Source organism: Paenibacillus sp. P4_E11, from assembly GCF_056401635.1.
In genome coordinates this window covers 80963-100770 of the sequence record NZ_JBFUIX010000008.1, presented here as the reverse complement: position 1 = coordinate 100770, position 19808 = coordinate 80963, and the positions used below count along the sequence as shown (strand labels likewise).

Here is a 19808-nt window from a genome sequence, read left to right as displayed (position 1 = left end):
ACGAATTCCGCAACGCCGTACTCAATTGCAGCGGGTATTGGTGTTCCCTGTCTGCGGAATCTCCCCTTTGATCGATTCGCCTTTTCTACCAGGTAATCTCGATTGTTCCGCTTATGTTGAGCAGACGGATGAAGCCTTCAGCGCCTCGATCGTCAAGTTCGAGATAGTGACGGTCTTTGTAGACCTCCACTCTTCCGGAAGTCAATGCTTCGAACGGAGGGAAGATCGTCACGTCCGCCTCCTTCAACCCCGTAACGACAATACTGCGATTGGTCGTTTTTTTATATGTTCGAATGGGGTGACCTTCCTTGCATGCTACAAGACCGGACTGCGCTTGCCTGATGAATACCCGGCATTCTTTGTGGAAGGAACAATCCAAAGAGTATGACGCACAACCCTTTACGATGATAGCCGACTGACCGATTAATAACGGCATCCCATGCGGAAACTGAAACTGCATGGTGGTTGTTGTATCCGGTTTGTATCCACTGAACAAGTAAGCGTTATCATGCCTGGAAACGAAACAATAATTGGGTTTCGCATGTTCCTGGTATCTTGTTCCGGGGTAAAATGTCGTCGTTTCATCAAATCGCGTTTGCAGAAAGACATATCCCAAATCGGCGAGCAAATACCGGGCAAGAATGGAAGCATCCATATATTCCGGACCATGCCTTACGGGCAGATGAGAATTGGATCCCGTTCCAAATGCCAGCGTTCCTCGAGTCCATGCAACCGTTCCGCCATTCCATCCCGGCAAACTTCTGGATAACGCGTAAACTCTGGTCTGATCATCCTGGATAGCAGAAGCTCTCACTTTTGTAAATTCGTCAGCCGGCCGATCGACTGTCTCGCAAATCGGACCGCCTGAAATAAGCGAATCATGCTTCAGCAACGAGCTTCGCGGATTCGTTAAAGTATCTTCCGCCATGGATGATTGCAAAATCAGTTCACCGTAAATCCCGTCGACTTGCCGGATGTTAAGCAATTCCTGCAACGCGGGTTGCGATAAGGGGCCGTAAAGCAGCAGCTTTCCGCCTTTCTGAACGAACTGCACGAGCCGCTGTGCCAATTCTCCGCCCAATAACGATGCAGAAGCGAACAGAATCGTGTCTTTAAGAGCTGGAATATTATCGTCGGTCATTTTGGTAAAATTCGCAGTGCTTATAACCGTATTCAGCGGAAGGCCTTGATTCATCGCATTTCGCACAAACCATTCGTCAAAGAAAACGAAACTTGCCTTCTCTTGAGAATCAGCAACGAGTTGAAAATTTTCGTCGAACGGATAAAGCCATGTCAAAACTCCGGGCTGATCAGGGAAATCTTTAATCGCCCTCGCCAAATGAGGGATCACTTCCATGGGGCACTCTTCAATCAATTCTCCCTTTTCCGTATCGATCGACAAAATTTCTACGATTCCGGGATTGCCTATGTTCCCTTCTTCGTTGATCCGTCCGATAGAAAGCGGACAATAAATGTCGTATGCTTCCCTATCGTAGGCATCCCACCATGGATTTTGCCAAAACCACGGATCGTTGGCATAAAATCGGAACGGGAACGTCTTGGCCGGCAATACGGCAATACGGGACATATAGCCTGCCATCTCCAAACCGAAATCCCGATTGAGCGCACCCCATGGCGAGTTCGGGGGAGGAAGCTCCAAATACTTTCTCGAGTACATGTCCCGTAGCGGAACAAAATCTTTGGCCAATTCCATACCCGTGCTAAAATTCGTCCCTCTGACCTCTGTCCGAAAATCGGGACATTCCTTTTTAAAATCGTCCCAAAATGACAAAATATTTTCCGACATCACCCGATAATCAACCTGATTAAAGCGATGCCCGTCAAAGTTGCTCCCGAGATAAGTCCAGGGAAAATAGGAAAAACCGAAACCGTTCGAGAACCAAATGTACTCGAATCCGAGATCCATTAAAAAATGTCTGGTTTGCCGGCCCAGAAATCGGCCGAAAGAAGTGCCTTCCGGAATACCGCCCGGGAAGCCCGAATACGAGACACGATCCTCTTTCAATTTTGACCAGCAGCAAATGACCTTGTAATCCGGCCGCAAGGAAACGAAATTCCCGCCGAGCGCAGCTTCATTGATTTCACGGTGAAGCTTATATTTAAAGTCGGAATAAACAAATTCCGGACCTGGATCGAAAGTCGCTCCTATATGCATCGCGAACCCTTGTTCGGCGGCCAAACGCTTGAATGTTTCAACGATTCGCTTTAAATCCCGATAAGTAATACGCGCTGGATTTTCGGTGTACACCCGCGCTTTCATCGGATCGTCCGGATCCGTAATGCCAAAGTATTCTTCATTTGCCAAGCCGATATAACGAGCCCACTCAATTTCTGTATCGTAATCGCCGTTCCACATCAGGATTTCGCTTCCGTCCGCTATCCACAGAAGCATCGAACATTGGTCCGCCATGCTTATCAGCGGCCGCCATTGCCGGATCGCTTCCTCGCATACTCGCTCGATGGCTGCCGGCTCCACGCTTTTGAACGGTTTCAGGCTCATTTCCAACGTCACTCTTTGCAGCGGTCGGTCTTTCCCTGCTTTTGTCATCTTCATATCCTCCCTGTTAGACGATCTGCAAATCGATGCCAAGCACCTGCGCGGCTTTGCGGATTTTGGCATTCACATGCCCGACACCCAGGGCGAAGTGGTGAGTCGGGCCTGCCGAGCACCACTTCTCTACAAATTCCGCAACGCCGTATTCGAAGCGGCAGCGGGTATTCGTGTTGCCGGTCTGGGGAATATCACCTTTGATGGATTCGCCTTGCGTTGCAATCATTTTATATTTGCCGTCGGCGGTTTGTGAAATACCGAGCAGCGTAACCGGCCCCGCCTTAATGCTGAATTCGACGCCGATGCCCGATCCACTCTTTCCGTGGAACAAATCAAGTCCGCGAATGATCGGCCGGCCGTCGCTGATCTTAATATTGTGCGGACCGTCATGTCCTACTAGCACGATATCGTCAACGAAGTCGCATGGATGCAGCTCCGCGAACGATCCTCCGGCATCCAGACGATCCATGATCAGCATCGCGGCGCATGTCTTCAAGTCGGCTTCTCCGGCGAGCGGAATGCCTTTGCCTGTCAGGAGCGAATTGCCGAGCACCATATTCGATCCGATTCGTTCGTACTCGTTATTGTCCAAACCGCGATAATAATAGGCGAGTCCCGTTAAACCGAATTCCACGATCAGCTTGTCGAGACCGACGGCCACCTTTGCCGACCACTCGAGGTCTTCCTGCTTGATCGGCCTTGTGACAGGATCGATAAACGGATCGGCAAGCGTGAAGATGCTCTTGATTTCAGCGATTTTGTCCGCTGTTTCTTTGACCGTAACGCCGTTCACCAACTTGGCCAGATCGCACATTTCGAGCATTTGCACATGTGCCCCGAAAGCGGCCGTAAACGCCGTAGGATCGGAGTTCATGTCGTACATCCCCTCGTACGTGTGCCCCATATATCCTATTTTGGCATATTTGAATGCTCTGCGGGCATTTGCCACTTGGCACCATGTTTGCAATTCCTTCATAGCGCGTTCGTCATCGTGAAGTGTTCCAACGATCATCCCGGCCGCAGGCTTCCCGGCGCGAATCAGCACACCGCCAATCTCCGGCAACGAGCAAATGTTATCGTTGGCAAGCTGCATATAAGTCGTCGTATTGCGATAGTCAAGACGTTTCCTCGGCTGTAATGCAACCAGAACAGTCGGAACGGATAAGTTAAGGATTGGGGTTGCTGCTGTCGAAGAGGTTACATACGTGCTTAAAAAGCAAAATAGGAAATCAACGTCCTGGCTTTTCAAGTAAGACGATGCCGCAAAAGACTTGTCTACACTGTCGACAAAGCCTGCCGAAACCACATCGACGTCATGCTTGCGAAGCATATCCTCAAACTCACGGCCATAGCCCTCTAGTTCCTCTCTTAACCCCGGAAATTGAGCCCAGTAAGGCTCATGGCCAACTGTCATTACACCGACCCGAGCATTTGCTTTTTTGAAAAAAGTACTCATTTCGCCTATCGTCCTCCTTGGTGTTGTTTCAATTTAAGCTTAGTAAAATCGAACCATTGATACAATGAACCGTGCAATAATTATTTAAATAATTCTACGATTACAGTTATAATAAAAGGAGGAGCCTCCTTCCCCATCGAACTCGGGAGGATTTGTCGAAAGGAGTATTCTATGATCGAACCGGTTTCTATCTATTTCGAGCATTGTGAGCCGAACTGGCATGTACCCAAAGGCAAGACTAACAACCATATTTTGCTGCTCGTTATAAGCGGGACCATGCTATACACCATTGAAGACCACTCCTTATCTCTGCAGAAGGGCGACATGTTGTTTGTTCCCCAGAGTGTTTGGCGCAGCGCTTCGAACTCGCCTAAAGAAGCCCATGACATGTATGTCGTTCACTTCCGTTATCACGGTGACGGGGATCGACTTCCCATGCTGTCCGAGCCGAAGCTCTATTTAATCAGGCCGTTTAACTTCGACTATATGAAGCAGAGATTTTCCTTGCTGACCCAGCACTGGTTGCGCAAATCCGACTATTCGGGCACTATCTGCCACGCCATATTGCTCGAAATGCTCGCTGTCATCAACGAAGAATCGGATTCTCAATCGATGCCGGGCAAATCCAACAGTATTGTTATGCAGATTCAAGCCTACATTCTAGATCATTATCGTCGATCCATCTCCATGGCTGAGTTGTCTGAATATGTGGATCGTACCCCCAACTATATCAGCACTATTTTCAAACAGGTTACAGGAGATTCTATCACCGAGTATATCCAGCAAATTCGCATTTCCGCCGCTTGTGACCTTCTGATCAATTCACAGATGAACGTAGGAGAAATATCTAATTTTCTTGGGTTTTGCGAGCAATCGTATTTCAACAAAGTTTTCAAAAAAATAACCGGTACACTGCCCTCGATTTACATGAAGGAGAAAGTGAAAATTTGGAAATCTTAGCGTTGTAGCTCGCTTGCGGTAAGAAAGCGCCATTGGGTTCTAAAACCGTGGCCTGAGGCAACTGCGAATGATTTCCCGGTGGCGTAGTGCAGTTGCCAATCAATACTCATCTGGGGTTGGCACAATATAAACCCACACTGGCACGCGTAGGGCGGCTCGGTGTGGGTTTATATTGCAATTATGTTGTTGTGAAGGTTATGCTAGCAGTCCATGCGGCGTGTCACGAGGGATTCGCCTAGTTCGCCTTCATCTCCGCAATTTTTTTGTTAACCTCTTCTTCTGCCTCACGAAGGGCGGTGTTTAAATCTTTTTTACCAAGCGCATAGTTCAAGAAATGCGTCGGCAGCGCCGTGCGGGCGATTTCGTCGTACTTGGTCGCTTCCTTGGTCGGCGCGAGCTTGTTCACATAAAGCGCATTTATGTTTTTGGTTGAAATGGAAGGATAGTTTTTGCCAGTCTCCTTGCGCACCTCTTCGCTTTTCAACGCGGTCAAACGAAGAATGCCCGCACCTTCTTTCTGAACCTCGTCCGAAAGCATAAGCTTAATAATTTCCATCGCTTGGTCCTTATATTTGCTTTGCGGGGAAATCGCGAACGTGCTGGCCAAAAATTGCAGGCTCGTCTTGGGCGATTCCGGGAAACTTGGGAAGGTTACAATATCGAAATTGAGCGGTGTACCCTCTTTTTCCAGTGCCAATAATTGAGGAAACATCGTGCTTCCCGCCCTCATGGCCAGCGTGCGGTTTTTCGTGAAATCATTAAATTCTTTATTGCTACCCGCCGTATTGTTCCCCGGAATCTGATTGAATTTGCCGAACGTCTCGAACATCTTCTTCCACGTATCCGTATTAAACGCTGCTTTCCCCGTTTTAACATCCACGAGAGGGGCAGACAACTGATTGTAGCCAAGATAATTCGATGGCGTATAGTCGAAGCCTCTGTACTGTACGCCGCCCTCGTTTCGGGTAAGCCTGACGGCGAGCTGGTACACTTCCTCCCATGTCATGCCGTCCTTCGGATACGGTACCGCAAATTTATCGAAAATGTCCTTGTTGTAGTAGAGTGCATAATTGCCCGTCCCCCAAGGCATCGTTAGCAGTTCACCCTTGTCCGAATATTTGCGTATACTGTCGACAAGACCGTCGTTCAATCGGGTCAAATCGACGTTATGCGACTTCACGAGTGGATCCAGATTGGCGAGCAATCCCACATCGTTCATATCATTCAGCCGGTTGTTAGGGAAAAACAACAGATCCGGAATTGTCCCGGCTGCGACTAGTTCCTGCGGAGAGGTGCCTTTGCCTTCGACGATAATTTTTATCGTGATGTAAGGCATTTGCTTCTGGATGTGGCTGACGATATACTGCTTCCCATAATCTTCCGTTAGTCCGCCTGTAAGATATAAGGTTAGCGTAGCCGGGGACGTGTTCTGCACCAGCGGCGTCGGTGTAGTTGTCGTTGAAGCGTTCGGCGCAGGCGTTTGGCTGCCCGCCGAATTTCCTCCTCCGCACGCTGCCAGCAGCACGGCGAATACACTTAGCATGCCGATCACGCGTACCTTCTTTTGAACAAAATTCATACAATCTCTCCCTTTATAATAGTTGATACAAATAGGAAAGCGATCACCCCCACCTGAGCAACGGCGCTTTCCGTATGCGGCCACATACATCCTAAGCATAGCGTAGATAAGAAAACGTTTTCAATGAACCTGAATACGGCTATTTGAATAATTCTACGACATTTCGAACGTTCCGAACCGAATTGGACAATACCTCCAAGCCTGACCAAAAACAATAATCTCCTTCTGGTGACCAATGGCTTATTAACCTACTCGGTCGACGGTGACGTACTCAGGAATGCGGTTCCTCACCATTACCTGTCTAAACAAATCCCGCAGCACGCCCTTCAGTCCACCTCTGCTTTTGGACTCTCGAACCTGCTAGCGCAGTCGTTCCACGCGAATCGCTGGCTGCATGTAAGGCTCCTCCTCTTTTCCCACTATCTATAGTGTCATGAATCGACATAAGTTGCAGGACTGTTTTCTAACACTATATAATAAAATTAACGGCAATTTTTTCTGTTGAAGGAGGAACATCTTGTGTCCATCAATCGCTCACAATCGGAATCCCTATATAAAGAAGCGTTAGACCATATCGTAGGAGGCGTGAACAGCCCCTCCCGTTCCTTCAAGGCTGTAGGCGGTGGCGCGCCTGTATTCATGGCGCGCGGCGAAGGCGCCTACTTCTGGGATGTAGACGGCAACCGCTATATCGATTACTTGGCTGCCTATGGACCGATCATTCTCGGTCATGCGCATCCGCACGTCACGGAAGCCATCGTAGAAGCCGCACGAAACGGCACCTTATACGGAACCCCAACGGAGCTGGAAGTACGCTTCGCGCGCATGCTGAAGGAAGCGATTCCTTCGCTCGACAAGGTGCGGTTCGTCAACTCCGGTACAGAGGCCGTCATGACGACGATCCGCGTGGCGCGCGCCTATACTGGGCGCAGTAAGATCGTGAAGTTCGCCGGCTGCTACCACGGCCATTCCGACCTCGTTCTCGTCGCAGCCGGCTCGGGCCCTTCCACGCTGGGCATTCCGGACAGCGCGGGCGTTCCTCCGAGCATCGCCCACGAGGTAATCACCGTGCCGTACAACGACATCTCGGCGTTGGAAGCGGCACTGACGCACTGGGGCACAGACATCGCGGCCGTGATGATCGAGCCGATCGTCGGCAATTTCGGCATGGTGATGCCGAAGCCCGGCTACCTGGAGGCGCTGTGCCGCCTGACGCGCGCGAACGGCTCCCTCGTCATCTATGACGAGGTGATCACCGCGTTCCGCTTCCATTATGGCGCGGCGCAGACATACGCGGGCGCCGGCTTCGCCGACTACGGCGCGGTCGAGCCCGACCTGACCGCGCTCGGCAAGATCATCGGCGGCGGCCTGCCGATCGGCGCCTACGGCGGACGGCGCGACATCATGGCGCAGGTTGCCCCTCTTGGTCCGGCCTATCAGGCCGGTACGATGGCGGGCAACCCGGCCTCGATCCGCGCCGGCATCGCCTGCCTCGAGGCGCTGGCCGCCCCCGGCACGTACGCGCAGCTGGAGGCGCTGGCGACGACGCTCGCGGGTGGCATCGCGGACGCCGCCTCGCGCCATGGCATCGCGCTGACGATCAACCGGATCGGCGGCGCCTTCTCGACGCACTTCTGCGACCACCCCGTCACGAATTATGACGAGGCGCAGGACACGGACGGCGAGCAATTCGCGGCGTTCTTCCGCCTCATGCTCGAGCAAGGCATCTGCCTGGCACCATCGAAATATGAGGCTTGGTTCCTCACGACGGCGCATACGGAAGATGATGTGGCCGCGACGATTGCGGCGGCCGACCGCGCTTTTGCCCAGATGTAAGTTCGGCGACCCGAACCTAATAAAGTGATAAATATGGGCAAAGAAATGCTATGTTCTCTTTCAAGGCCTTTCGATAGAATGGGTAAGAGAATATGAAATGTCGCTTCGGCGGCAGAAGGGTTAGGATGTTTCCATGAGCGTGAATATGGATGGAAAGACAATCCGAATCGGGCTGATTGGGTACAAGTTCATGGGTAAAGTGCACAGCCATGCCTATCGCAGTGTCCCCTTCTTCTTCGAGACGGGAGCAGTTCCGGTGCTTCAAGCCCTATCCGGTAGAGATCCACAGCTTGTGGCCGCAGCAGCAGCGGGAATGGGCTGGAACGATAGCGAGACGGACTGGCGCCGCTTAATCGAACGTGACGATATTGATGCCATCGACATCTGTACGCCGAATGGTTCCCATTATGAAATCGCACTAGCTGCAGCCCAAGCAGGCAAACACATTTTGTGCGAGAAGCCGCTCGCGGTGACCCTGGATCAGGCTCAAAACATGCTCAAAGCCGTTCAAGCAGCGAACGTGATCCATATGGTCTGCTTCAACTATCGCTTTGCACCGGCTATTCAGTTCGCCAAGCAGCTTATTCAGCAAGGAGCGATCGGTCCCATTCATCACTTCCGCGCTGTGTACCTGCAGGACTGGTTGTCGAACGCGAGCACGCCCCCGTCCTGGCGCGTCGACAAGTCGATTAGCGGTTCCGGGGCACTCGGCGATCTGATGGCGCATTCGATTGACCTGGCCCGGTTCCTGGTCGGTGAAATCCGCGATGTATCCGCTCTAATGGAATCCTTCCGACCGCAAGCCGATGTGGACGATACAGCATCCTGCTTGGCCCGGTTTGACAATGGCGCTGTCGGCGTGTTCGAAGTGTCCCGCTTTGCCAAGGGCAACCGGAATGGCAACCGGATCGAGATCAACGGTTCCAAAGGATCGTTGCGTTGGGATTTGGAGAACATGAATAATCTGCATGTGTATTCGGATGAGGACGACGCCGGTTGCCAAGGGTTCCGCCTTATTAATTGCACAGAGCAAGCCCATCCGTACGCCCAGGCGTATTGGCCGCCAGGCCACATCCTCGGCTATGAGCATACGTTCATTAATTTGATCTCCGAATTCATCCGAGGCATCGCTACCAGCATTCAGCCTTCGCCAAGCTTCGAGGACGGGTTGCGCAATCAAATGCTGTTGCATGCGATCGAGACTTCAGCCAGAACCGGGCACCGAGTAACGGTCGAGCACTGTAGCTAATTTCAATATCAAGCTTCGGCAATCCTTTGTCGGAATGAGATGTACTACTTGACCTAATATCGCCAAACACGAACAATAGATGCTTGTATGCAAACTTTGTTCGTGTTTTTATTTTGTCATTTTTTCCTTGTACAGCCAGACGCCCTGTGTTTAAAAGGAAAACGTTTACTTGTCGAATATTGGTACGATGTATTGTACGGATTGAAATTTCGTGTTATTCTTAATGTACTTGATTCGAACTTCCTCCACGGCCCATGGCCAAGCCTGGTTTAATCCACTCATAAGCCGGAAGGCATAGCAAGATCGGATCCACGCCGAGCTGCTGTGCGGGGGTGCCACCGCGCCCGACACCTATTTCTCATATAACCTATAACCTATAACCTATAACCTATAACCTATAACCTATAACCTATAACCTTATAACCTTATAACCTTATAACCTTATAACCTTATAACCTTATAACCTTATAACCTTATAACCTTATACTCTTATACCTTTAACCTTTAACCTTTAACCTTTAACCTTTAACCTTTAACCTTTAACCTTTCCCATGTGCATCGGCTAATATTCGCCCGTTCGGCAGCAGCAAACAAGCAAATAATGGACCTTGGATGGATCAGTCCCACGGACCAATTGACCCTTAACGGAAATAAGTTCCTCTATCGCATTCTGACCGTCGGTTAAGGTGCAATTAGCGGAAAATCGTTCCTTTATTTGGTGAACTCAGCGAGTTTCCATCGGATTAACGCTGAATAGCGGATATTTTTTCCTTTATTTTCGATTCCTCGCCCCAGTTTCGCCGAATAGCGGACATTATTTCCTTATCTCAATTGACCGAAACGACCGTACATTCAATCGCATAAGACCCCGCACGCGGGCCGCGGACTTGAGTTGTCCGGCCGATCAGTCTATCCTTCCGTGACCTTCATTTTTTTGCTTTTGCCGTTAGGCCTCTTTTCAAAAATTGGCGAATGGAACAGGCTTGTTTTTTGATTGGCAAAAAAGGGTATACGTTTTATACACGATAGGGAGGTGAAGGTCGGAATCCACCCATTCCGGCCAGACTATATGAATGAAATCATGATCAACGAAGGGCGTTTCCAAGATCTCTTGAAGGCTGAACACGACGCATGCGGCATTATTTGTATCATTGAAAAAGACGGCAAGCCGTCCCGCGACAATATCCAAAAAACAATCCAAGCACTCGTCCTCATGGAGCACCGCTCCGGGTTCATTGACGGCGAAGGCGACGGCTGCGGCATCTTGACCGACATCCCTCGCGCGCTCTGGAGTAAGCGTCTGATTGATGCTGGACACTCGGCCGAGCTGGCTTATGATCCGCACTTCTCGGTGGCGCACATCTTCATTCCACGTAACTTGGACAAAACCGTTGCTACCGTGCAAGCCGAGATTCGCCAAATGTTCGCAGACCGTAACATAGAAATCCTGCTTGAGCAGGAAAATCAAGTGAACAGCAACGTGCTAGGCCGCAACGGCCGTCTGGATGAGCCCTGCTTCTGGCAAGTGGCTGCGGTCAACAAGAAGCAAGAAGTCGTTACCGCCGACCATCTGTACGAGCTGCATGTCGCGATCGAAGCACGCTACTATGTGCATGTCGCTTCCCTCAGCAATGTGACAGCCGCTTATAAAGTGATGGGTGCCGCAAGCATTCTTCCGAAATATTTCAAGGACACGCAAGACCCGCTGTTCGCCGCACAAGTGACGATCGGGCATAATCGGTACTCGACGAATACTCTGTCCAGCTTTTTCCGGGTACAGCCGTTCTCACTGCTCGGTCACAACGGAGAGATTAATACCGTTAAGAAAATGCGCTATGAGGCCGATATGGTCGGCGTGCCACTCGTAGACGGCGGCAGTGACTCGCAGGATATGAACCGTGTCATCGAGACGTTCATCCATCGATTCGGCTTGAGCTTGTTCGAAGCGATGGAGCTCGTATTCCCGCCGATTCACAACGAGATGAAGCTATTCCGTCCGGAACTGCAAGACTTGTATGTGTATTATCGTCAAATCTGGGGCCACTATGCTCAAGGTCCGGCTGGTATCGTATCCCGCTACGGCAACGAGTGTGTCTTCAGCGTCGATGCCCTCGGCTTGCGCCCGGTATGGATGGTGGAAAGCGAGGCTTCCCTGTACTTCTCCTCGGAGCAAGGGATCATCACTGTAGATCAAATGGTTGCAGAACCGAAGCCTATCGCCCCAGGCGAGAAGATCGGTATCGAGCTGACGCCTAACCAACCGATCCGTGTCGTTCCTTATTATGAACTGCAGACGAAAGTGCTGGAACGCACATCCAAGCGGATCAACATTGGCGGTATGCGCAGGCACTTGTCATTCGTGAAGACCGATGCACAAACATCGCCTTCCGCTGCAATCGGAACAACGGACAACGTATATAGCTCGTTCGGTTGGGACCGTGATGGCATCCAGGCGATTGAATCGATGGCGCAAACAGGTGCTGAGCCGATTCGCTCGTTGGGCTTTGACGGCCCGCATGCAGCCCTAACGCTGGAACGTCAGAATATCCCAGACTTCATCAAGGAAAGCGTAGCCGTCGTCACGAATCCGGCGATCGACCGGGATCGCGAGATGGAGCACTTCTCCACCCGCGTCGTGATCGGTTCCCGTCCGACCATCTATGGTCAGATCGACGGTGGCGTACGTTTCGAGCTGATGGCGCCTATGGTGCTGGAAGGCGCGAACGGGATCGGCTCGCAAGAAGAGATCGGCCACATGTCGCTGGAGCAGATTATCGCAGAATGCCGCAAGCAAGGCGAGAACGCAGTTGCGACATTGTCGATCACGTTCAAGCGCGGCACATCGCTGCAAGCTGCACTTGATCAGCTCGCAGCGGATGCTATACAAGCCGTTCAGAACGGCGCTATTCTGGTCGTCCTTGACGATGCGCAAGCGCACCTGGACGACAACCTCTGGATGGATCCGCATCTTGCGGTATCCAAGGTCGACATTGCCCTACGCGGCGTGAAGCTCGGAAGCGGCGACAACTTGCGTCGTCACGCAGCGATTGCCCTGCGCTCGGCTTCGATTCGCAGCCTGCACGACATTGCCCTTACATGCGGACTTGGTGCGGAGATCGTGTCCCCTTACCTGCTGTTCGAAACCGCTGCAGACAAGGAAGGCGCACCTGCAGCTCGCAAAGTGCTGCTCACATTGGCCAAAGGGCTGGAGAAAGTCATCTCCACCATCGGTACACATGAACTGCGCGGCTATACTCGCTTCTTCTCCTCTATCGGCTTGAAGCCAGAGGTAGCAGCAGTACTGGATATCGTCAACTACCTCGGCAGCGAAGCAGCTGGAACTGGATTCGAAGAGCTGGAACAGGATGCGAACAGCCGCTATGCGGACTTCGCCAATCCGAAGGCTAAGGCAGCTAAGAACTTCCGCTTCTTCCAACGGATGTGGAAGGCTCTCGGCGACGCTGCTTCTGGAGCTGCACCTTACAGCGAATATATGGAGAAATTGCGTGAAGAAGAGAAGCGCAATCCGATCTCGATTCGTCACGTAGCCGATTTCAACTACACGAAGGCATTGCAAGGCCGCAAGCCGCTTGATCCATCGCAGGTCGACATCTCAATCGGCGGTCACAGCTTGCCGATGCTCATCTCCTCCATGTCGTTCGGTTCGCAGAACGAAACTGCGTTCCGCGCTTATGCGGAAGCAGGCGAACGTCTGAACATGGTCACGATGAACGGTGAAGGCGGCGAGATCAAAGACATGCTCGGCCGTTACAAGAAAACCCGCGGCGCACAAGTCGCTTCCGGACGTTTCGGCGTCAACGTGGAGCTGGCCAATGCGGTTGCTTTCCTAGAGATCAAGATCGGTCAAGGCGCGAAACCAGGCGAAGGCGGTCACCTGCCAGGCTCCAAGGTTACGGCGAAGATCGCAGCAGCGCGTAACGCCACGATCGGATCTGACCTGATCTCGCCTTCGAACAACCATGATATTTATTCGATCGAAGATTTGTCTCAATTGATTAGTGAGCTTAAAGAAGCTAGCGGACGCAAAGCGAAGATCATCGTGAAATGTCCTGTCGTTCCAGGTATCGGCACAATCGCGGTCGGTGTTGCCAAGGCTGGCGCTGACGTCATCACCTTGTCCGGCTTCGACGGCGGTACAGGTGCAGCACGCATACACTCGATCACACATGTAGGCTTGCCTACAGAGATCGGAACGAAGCTGGCTCACGTAGCATTGATCGAAGCAGGCTTGCGTCACAAGGTTGAATTGTGGTCCGACGGCGGATTGAAGTCCGGCGCCGACGTTGTGAAGATGGTCATGCTGGGCGCGAACCGCGCTGGCTTCGGCAGTCTCGCGATGCAGTCGATCGGCTGTACAACATGCCGCGGTTGTCACCTCGACACGTGTCATGTCGGGATCGCCACGCAGATCGATTCGATGGAGGAAGCCGATGAGAAAGGACTTCGTCGCTTCGTTCCTCGCGTATTCGAACCCGCGGTCGAGAGCTTGATGCGCCTGTTCGGCGGCATCGGCGATGAAGTTCGCCAAGTCGTAGCCGACCTCGGCTTCACCAGTCTGCAAGAGCTCGTAGGCCGATCCGACCTGCTTGAGCAGACAGCGAAGCTGGACCGCATCGATCTATCCGACTTGCTGCGCCCGGCACCGCTCTCGTTCCTGAAAGCAGCAACTGATGCCATGTCCGAAGCCGCTGCTACGACATCCGACATCCGCGTTGCGGCTGGTGCGGAAGGCCAAGAGTTCTATCCGGATTCCGTCGCCTTCGGCAGCGGTCCTGTCGTTCGCAAATGGTCCAAAGTCGTGGCTGAATCACGTATTCTCGGTACACGCTACTCCAGCCATCGCGTTCGCGACCGGTTCGACGGTAGCTACGATAAGCTGCCTGAAGTGTCACTGCATTTGACCGACGGCTCTGTACCGGGTAACGGCCTTGCGGCGTTCAACGCTCGCGGTGTGAACATCACCGTTCACGGCGGTGCGGAAGACGGTGTCGGCAAGATGTCGCTCGGCGGTAAAGTCGCGATCATGAAGACGCTCGGCCAACACGGCCGCTTCATCAACGGCTCCGTAGGGAAATCGTTCTGCTACGGTGCTCAGAACGGGCTGTTCATCGTCCAAGGCGGCGCTGACTCCCGTGCCTGCATCCGTCTATCCGGCGCTGACGTCATCTTCGGCGGCGAGATCGCTTCGCCGATCCAAGACGAGCTCGGCAACATCGCGAGCCGCGCCAATCTCAAAGGCTTCGCCTTCGAGTACATGACCAATGGACGCGCCGTCGTTATGGGCGATCCGGGGCCATGGATCTGCGCCGGGATGACCGGTGGAGTCGTGTACCAGCGCCTCGTACCGGAGATGGGCCTCGATCAGCAAGCGATCGAGCGCCGCGTCGCCAAGGGTGCGAAGATCAGCCTTCAACCGCTGGGCGTACAAAGCCGTGCAGATCTGACGGACTTGCTGGGCTCTTACAAGCAAGAGCTGATCGCTACAGGCCAACAAGACGCTGCAGCCAAGATCGACGAGCTGTTAGTCGACCTGGATGCGAACTTCGTACGCATCTCCCCTGTTGGCATGCAAGCTGATCAATCCGTTGCAACCGAATAAGCTTCTTATTTGAAGCTCTGCCTTTAACGAATTAAGAACCCGGCAAGGCGCTTCCTCCCAGTTACTGGAGGATCGCGGTTGCCGGGTCTTTTTCTTTTGCCCAATGTACAGTAAGATAGAAGCTAAAGTAAGTCAGATCCAGCTATTGCGCAAAACTGCTGAAATTCCGGAGGTGTACCCGCCATGGGCAAGAGCTTGATTACGCAATTCGGTCGGCGGTGGAAGCTCCTCCTGATCATCCTGCTCCTGTTGTTCACCCTGAACTACGTCCCGCTTCCGTATTATGTCGAGATGCCTGGTTCCATAGAGCCGTTAGATGAACGTGTGACTGTTCAAGGGCAGCCTCACATCGACCAAGGCGAATTGATGTTTACGACAGTATATTCGATCAGCGCCAATCCTTACGTATGGCTATATGGGAAGCTGGCCCCCCACGCCGAGTTGATTCCCAAGAAGAAGAAGCTCGGCCTCGTTCGTAATCCAGAATCGTACAGCCGGCTGCTTTCGTGGATGCGCGACGATTCTGAAGCGAGTGCCATCCTTGCTGCTCTGCACGTGTTGAACAAACCTGTACAGGTTGATTATCAGGGTGTTATTATTAACTATTTTCTAACCGACGCTCCTGCGGCTAATGTGTTGTTCGAGGGCGACATCGTGACTGCTGTGGAAGGCCGCAGCATCAAGAATGCCGACGATCTGAAGAACATCCTGAGCGGGAAGCGCCCAGGCGATCTAGTAACCGTAACGCTCAAGCGCGGTGCCAAAGCCGAGCAGCAGCTGAAAGTTCCCTTGATGGAGCTGAACGACGCGGCTGGCAAACGAACGGGCTTCGGCTTCGGCTATTCCACGGTGCAGTTCCCGATACACAACGAGAAGATTGACTTCAACCTGAACGATATCGGCGGGCCTTCTGCCGGATTCATGCTCGCGCTTGAGATCGTATCCCAATATCACAATGGTGAGCTGCCACATGGCTATAAGATTGCCGGGACCGGGACGATTGATGCGAACGGGACGATTGGTCAGATCGGCGGCATCGACCATAAAATCGTTGCAGCTGCAAAAGGCGGAGCCGACTACTTCCTGCTTCCCAAAAACGTTAATCCGACCGATCATAATGAAACCGAAGCAATGGAAGCCTACAGCAAGCTGAAAACGTCCATGAAGCTCGTTCCAGTCACGACGTTGTCGGAGGCCGTTAGCTATATCGAGAAGCTGCCTGTCAAAGCGGCCAAGTAGCAGGTCGGCTAGAAGGTCGATGTACTTCCTGCTTGTTGTATAGCTTATGCTAAGCTAATGATGCGGGTGGGACGGGCCTATTCTCGTAGGTTGTGGCGTAGGTTGTGACGTTGCAGCAGGGGCTCCTGGTGCTATAGTGCCTGGACTTGTCGGCGTCCCCGGGGCCCCCTGGCCTTCAATCGGCTGCGGGTTCCCCCCATTCGCGTCGCTTGGCCGGATGTTCGGGCTAGTGCGGTAGCTCTTCTCCGCTTCCGATCCACCCTGCGGGAGGTTCGTATTGACCCGATTCTGATCGACATTCCCATTGTTCTGCATCCCGCGTCGATCCATATTATGCTCCTGTTTAATCTTGTATTCGTTGTCGTTGCAGCCTGCGAGATTGACCACCAATCCCAATAGAGCTGTCCATTTCATCCATCTTTTTAGCATACGTATTCTCCTTTTTCGTGGAACAAGTCCATTTTATGTAAAGTCATTTATAGACTGCCCACAAAAAAGTTTTTCTTGTATGTAAGTAGTAATGTACGACTATTCTGCCGATAGTAATTTTAACTCTCGCAGTTCGTAAAGGAGCTCTTCCTCATGAAAAAAACATTAGCCCTGCAAACCCTATTGTTCGATCTGGACGATACATTGGTTCATTGCAATAAATATTTCGACCTGGTCCTCGACCAATTTTTCGATCTGATGACGACTTGGTTCGCCGGATATCGCCTAACGAAAGAGGACGTCAAAAATAAACAATACGAAATCGATGAACAGGGCGTGCTGCGGCATGGCTTCGTTTCGGACCATTTTCCACAATCGCTCGTTGATACTTATGCCCATTTCAGCGCTATGACTGGCCGGGAGTCGTCCATGGAGGAGCAGCGTCGGCTCTATGATCTTGGGATGAGCGTGTACGTGCAGACGATCGAGCCTTACCCGAACATGACGGAAACGCTGGAACGGCTCACCCAACAAGGGCACCATCTATACCTCTACACCGGAGGGGAAACCGTCATTCAAGAGCGCAAGGTAAAGCAGATGGGACTTAACACCTTCTTCGGGGACCGGATCTTCATCTCCCCTCACAAAACGACCGCGATGATGGAATCGATCCTGGACAAGCAACGCTTCGACCGGAACAAGACCTGGATGATCGGCAATTCAATCCGTACCGACATCATTCCCGCTATCGAGACCGGAATTAACGCCATTCACATCCCGGCGATAACCGAGTGGAAATACAATATCGTGGACATTCAGAGTGAGCCTAAGCGATTGTTCCTGCAATTGAAATCGTTGCTCGATGTTCCACCGGCTATTCTGCAGTACGGGATCACGAATTGATGGCTTACCACGTCTAATTGCATGCATACACCAAAAACACCTGACCGAGCAACTGCTGCTGGTCAGGTGTTTTTGGCGACACGAACATTCGTTCYTGTCCCTATAAGGGAATGAATGGTACAATAGAGCATATCACGATCATACTTAATCTAAAGGAGTGCCTTCCACCTTGGCACAAGCCCAATTTTATTATCGGAACCCAGACGCCCCTCAGCCGAATCAGCCTACCAGCCTGGGGGTAGTCGCTATCATCGAGTATGCTGGCTGCCTCCTTATGGAGAAGCGCTCCGACAGCAACCGCTGGGCGATTATCGGCGGTGCCATGCATGCGGACGAATCACTCGTCGAAGCTCTAGAGCGGGAAGTGAAGGAAGAGACAGGGTTAACTGTAGCCTCCACCCAATTGTTAGGGACTTTCTCCGATCCCTCCCGGATCGTCGCTTTTCCAGACGGACGGATCAAGCGCATTGTCACAATAGCATATTGGGTTAAGGTAGAAACCTACGACTCCCTGGTCATTAGTGAGGAGTCCCATGAGCTGCGGTTCATTCCAGCCGATCAACTGCTCCAGTTGCCCATTGCCGAGACGCACCTGCCCATTATCCATGCTTATCTCGAAACACAAGGAATTACTTTAGCCTGAAGGTCAGACCCGACGGTAACCTCTTCCGCTCGAAGACCCTTCGAATAGGGCATTTAATAACAATACTACCGCGGTCAAGATGTGCAGCAACATGCCCAATACTGGAATCCAGGCCAAGCATGCTGTGATGATGCCCAGTACACTGCCGATTCTTACCGTATTCTCCTTGCTGCTCAGGAGAAGCGTTACAATATGCACAGCCAGCATCACCCATAGCGGCGTGTAGCCAGTGGAGATGACGAACAACCCACCCAATATCGGGATACCAAGGAATGCCTCCATCCCACCCGATATGAATTTCATTAATCGCGATGTATTCACACGTATTCCTCCTCTTGTACTCCAATAATTAGATTATATCACTCGCTTGACCCGAACACATTGGCCTAACGTTTAGCTTTGCACCTAGACCTAAGGCCAGTCACTTTATACTATAAGACGGAGGACATTCCTTTTATGATAGAGCTTCGCAAGGAAGATTATCAGATTGTAACCCACCTGCTCGCACGATCGGGGCAGCCGCATGTGTTCGCCTATTCGGTTGTGGATCAGATCCAGTCCGGGAAAGTGTACGTAGATCGAGTTTCCGCCCCTGCCTGCTGTCTCATTCTTAGCGATAGTGGCAAGTATTTGGTCGTTGGCAGCGAGACAGATTCTTTGTTCACCCAATCTGTCGTGACCTTTCTTGGCAACCCCGAACTACATAAGGGTCATTATGATTTGTATGTATCTGATCCTCACCTGCTGGATTACATCCGCACGAGTTTGTACGGCCGAGCGGTCCAACTGACACGCACCCGGTATGAGTTGGACGATGAGGGCAGCCTGGCTTCCAGGTCGGATTCTTTAGCAGACCCCACCTATAGATTGACTGAGATGGATGCAGCGCTGTATACCAAATATCAAACCGCGATCGATGCTTCTTACAAGTTACTGTGGAGATCGCCGGAGAACTTCCTCTCGAACGGATTCGGGTATTGCGTCACGGTTGAGGGCGAGATTGCCTCGGCCTGCAACACCTACTATCGCGGGGCACAGTATGCCGAGATCGACATTATGACCTTGAATCCGTATCGCAACCAGGGCTTGGCCCAAGTAGCATGCTCCGCCTATATCGATCGATGCCGGCAGGATGGATTGACTCCTGTATGGGACTGCGATGCTGGTAACGCTCCCTCGAACCGGTTAGCCGCCAAGATCGGATTCAAGCCGATCGCTTCCTACGACATGCTGTGGTGGCATGCTGATCCGAAAGTGATGGAGAGCTATTTGAAAAGCTACAAATATATAGCGACTGAGTAAAGCTTATACCACCCACCATC

General features: G+C 52.0%; 13 protein-coding genes. 8 read left to right on the top strand and 5 right to left on the bottom strand.

The window, feature by feature from the left end; all coding sequences use genetic code 11:
- Positions 1–85 precede the first annotated feature (85 nt).
- Together AC1DWB_RS05680 and AC1DWB_RS05675 are read right to left on the bottom strand one after the other, a co-directional pair.
- Positions 86–2569 (bottom strand): hypothetical protein, encoded by a 2484-nt coding sequence (locus AC1DWB_RS05680; protein ID WP_477540065.1) that lies wholly within the window; start codon positions 2567–2569, stop codon positions 86–88.
- Between the two features lie 16 nt (positions 2570–2585).
- Complete coding sequence (locus tag AC1DWB_RS05675) at positions 2586–4028, bottom strand: L-fucose/L-arabinose isomerase family protein (protein WP_477540064.1); 1443 nt, start codon at positions 4026–4028, stop codon at positions 2586–2588.
- A gap of 171 nt (positions 4029–4199) precedes the next feature.
- Here AC1DWB_RS05675 and AC1DWB_RS05670 point away from each other — a divergent pair, with 171 nt between their 5' ends.
- A complete protein-coding gene (locus AC1DWB_RS05670; protein WP_477540063.1) occupies positions 4200–4988 on the top strand; it encodes an AraC family transcriptional regulator in 789 nt (262 codons plus the stop codon).
- 235 nt (positions 4989–5223) lie between these two features.
- Here the strand turns inward: AC1DWB_RS05670 and AC1DWB_RS05665 are convergent, their stop codons facing one another.
- Positions 5224–6567 (bottom strand): ABC transporter substrate-binding protein, encoded by a 1344-nt coding sequence (locus tag AC1DWB_RS05665; RefSeq protein ID WP_477540062.1) that lies wholly within the window; start codon positions 6565–6567, stop codon positions 5224–5226.
- A 525-nt stretch (positions 6568–7092) separates the two neighbouring features.
- Here AC1DWB_RS05665 and AC1DWB_RS05660 point away from each other — a divergent pair.
- From AC1DWB_RS05660 to AC1DWB_RS05645, 4 genes are all read left to right on the top strand, one after another.
- On the top strand, positions 7093–8403 hold the full coding sequence (locus AC1DWB_RS05660; RefSeq protein ID WP_477540087.1) for a glutamate-1-semialdehyde 2,1-aminomutase: 1311 nt from the start codon (positions 7093–7095) through the stop codon (positions 8401–8403).
- A gap of 133 nt (positions 8404–8536) precedes the next feature.
- Positions 8537–9652: a Gfo/Idh/MocA family protein gene (locus AC1DWB_RS05655; RefSeq protein WP_477540061.1), complete on the top strand. Its 1116-nt coding sequence runs from the start codon at positions 8537–8539 to the stop codon at positions 9650–9652.
- A 1081-nt stretch (positions 9653–10733) separates the two neighbouring features.
- The gene (locus AC1DWB_RS05650) at positions 10734–15272 is read left to right on the top strand and encodes a glutamate synthase-related protein (RefSeq protein ID WP_477540086.1); all 4539 of its coding nucleotides are present in this window, start codon (positions 10734–10736) and stop codon (positions 15270–15272) included.
- A gap of 183 nt (positions 15273–15455) precedes the next feature.
- Positions 15456–16511 (top strand): SepM family pheromone-processing serine protease, encoded by a 1056-nt coding sequence (locus AC1DWB_RS05645; RefSeq protein ID WP_477540060.1) that lies wholly within the window; start codon positions 15456–15458, stop codon positions 16509–16511.
- 54 nt (positions 16512–16565) lie between these two features.
- On the opposite strand, the gene AC1DWB_RS05640 is transcribed toward AC1DWB_RS05645, so the two are convergent.
- Positions 16566–16940 carry a hypothetical protein gene (locus tag AC1DWB_RS05640; RefSeq protein ID WP_477540059.1) on the bottom strand — a complete coding sequence of 125 codons (375 nt, stop codon included), beginning with the start codon at positions 16938–16940 and terminating at the stop codon, positions 16566–16568.
- A 153-nt stretch (positions 16941–17093) separates the two neighbouring features.
- On the opposite strand from AC1DWB_RS05640, the gene AC1DWB_RS05635 reads away from it, so the two are divergent.
- Together AC1DWB_RS05635 and AC1DWB_RS05630 are read left to right on the top strand one after the other, a co-directional pair.
- Positions 17094–17843, top strand: coding sequence for an HAD family hydrolase (locus AC1DWB_RS05635; RefSeq protein WP_477540058.1), 750 nt, complete (start codon positions 17094–17096; stop codon positions 17841–17843).
- 169 nt (positions 17844–18012) lie between these two features.
- The gene (locus tag AC1DWB_RS05630) at positions 18013–18486 is read left to right on the top strand and encodes an NUDIX domain-containing protein (RefSeq protein ID WP_477540057.1); all 474 of its coding nucleotides are present in this window, start codon (positions 18013–18015) and stop codon (positions 18484–18486) included.
- A 3-nt stretch (positions 18487–18489) separates the two neighbouring features.
- Here AC1DWB_RS05630 and AC1DWB_RS05625 read toward each other — a convergent pair whose 3' ends face one another.
- Positions 18490–18807 (bottom strand): hypothetical protein, encoded by a 318-nt coding sequence (locus tag AC1DWB_RS05625; RefSeq protein ID WP_477540056.1) that lies wholly within the window; start codon positions 18805–18807, stop codon positions 18490–18492.
- Positions 18808–18942: 135 nt separating this feature from the next.
- Here AC1DWB_RS05625 and AC1DWB_RS05620 point away from each other — a divergent pair, with 135 nt between their 5' ends.
- Positions 18943–19788 carry a GNAT family N-acetyltransferase gene (locus AC1DWB_RS05620; protein WP_477540055.1) on the top strand — a complete coding sequence of 282 codons (846 nt, stop codon included), beginning with the start codon at positions 18943–18945 and terminating at the stop codon, positions 19786–19788.
- Positions 19789–19808 lie beyond the last annotated feature (20 nt).

Excerpts from the sequence above, each read along its gene's own strand:
- AC1DWB_RS05680 (WP_477540065.1), bottom strand. The coding sequence starts at position 2,569 with ATGACAAAAGCAGGGAAAGACCGACCGCTGCAAAGAGTGACGTTGGAA.
- AC1DWB_RS05675 (WP_477540064.1), bottom strand. The coding sequence starts at position 4,028 with ATGAGTACTTTTTTCAAAAAAGCAAATGCTCGGGTCGGTGTAATGACA.
- AC1DWB_RS05670 (WP_477540063.1), top strand. The coding sequence starts at position 4,200 with ATGATCGAACCGGTTTCTATCTATTTCGAGCATTGTGAGCCGAACTGG.
- AC1DWB_RS05665 (WP_477540062.1), bottom strand. The coding sequence starts at position 6,567 with ATGAATTTTGTTCAAAAGAAGGTACGCGTGATCGGCATGCTAAGTGTA.
- AC1DWB_RS05655 (WP_477540061.1), top strand. The coding sequence starts at position 8,537 with ATGAGCGTGAATATGGATGGAAAGACAATCCGAATCGGGCTGATTGGG.
- AC1DWB_RS05650 (WP_477540086.1), top strand. The coding sequence starts at position 10,734 with ATGATCAACGAAGGGCGTTTCCAAGATCTCTTGAAGGCTGAACACGAC.
- AC1DWB_RS05645 (WP_477540060.1), top strand. The coding sequence starts at position 15,456 with ATGGGCAAGAGCTTGATTACGCAATTCGGTCGGCGGTGGAAGCTCCTC.
- AC1DWB_RS05640 (WP_477540059.1), bottom strand. The coding sequence starts at position 16,940 with ATGCTAAAAAGATGGATGAAATGGACAGCTCTATTGGGATTGGTGGTC.
- AC1DWB_RS05635 (WP_477540058.1), top strand. The coding sequence starts at position 17,094 with ATGAAAAAAACATTAGCCCTGCAAACCCTATTGTTCGATCTGGACGAT.
- AC1DWB_RS05620 (WP_477540055.1), top strand. The coding sequence starts at position 18,943 with ATGATAGAGCTTCGCAAGGAAGATTATCAGATTGTAACCCACCTGCTC.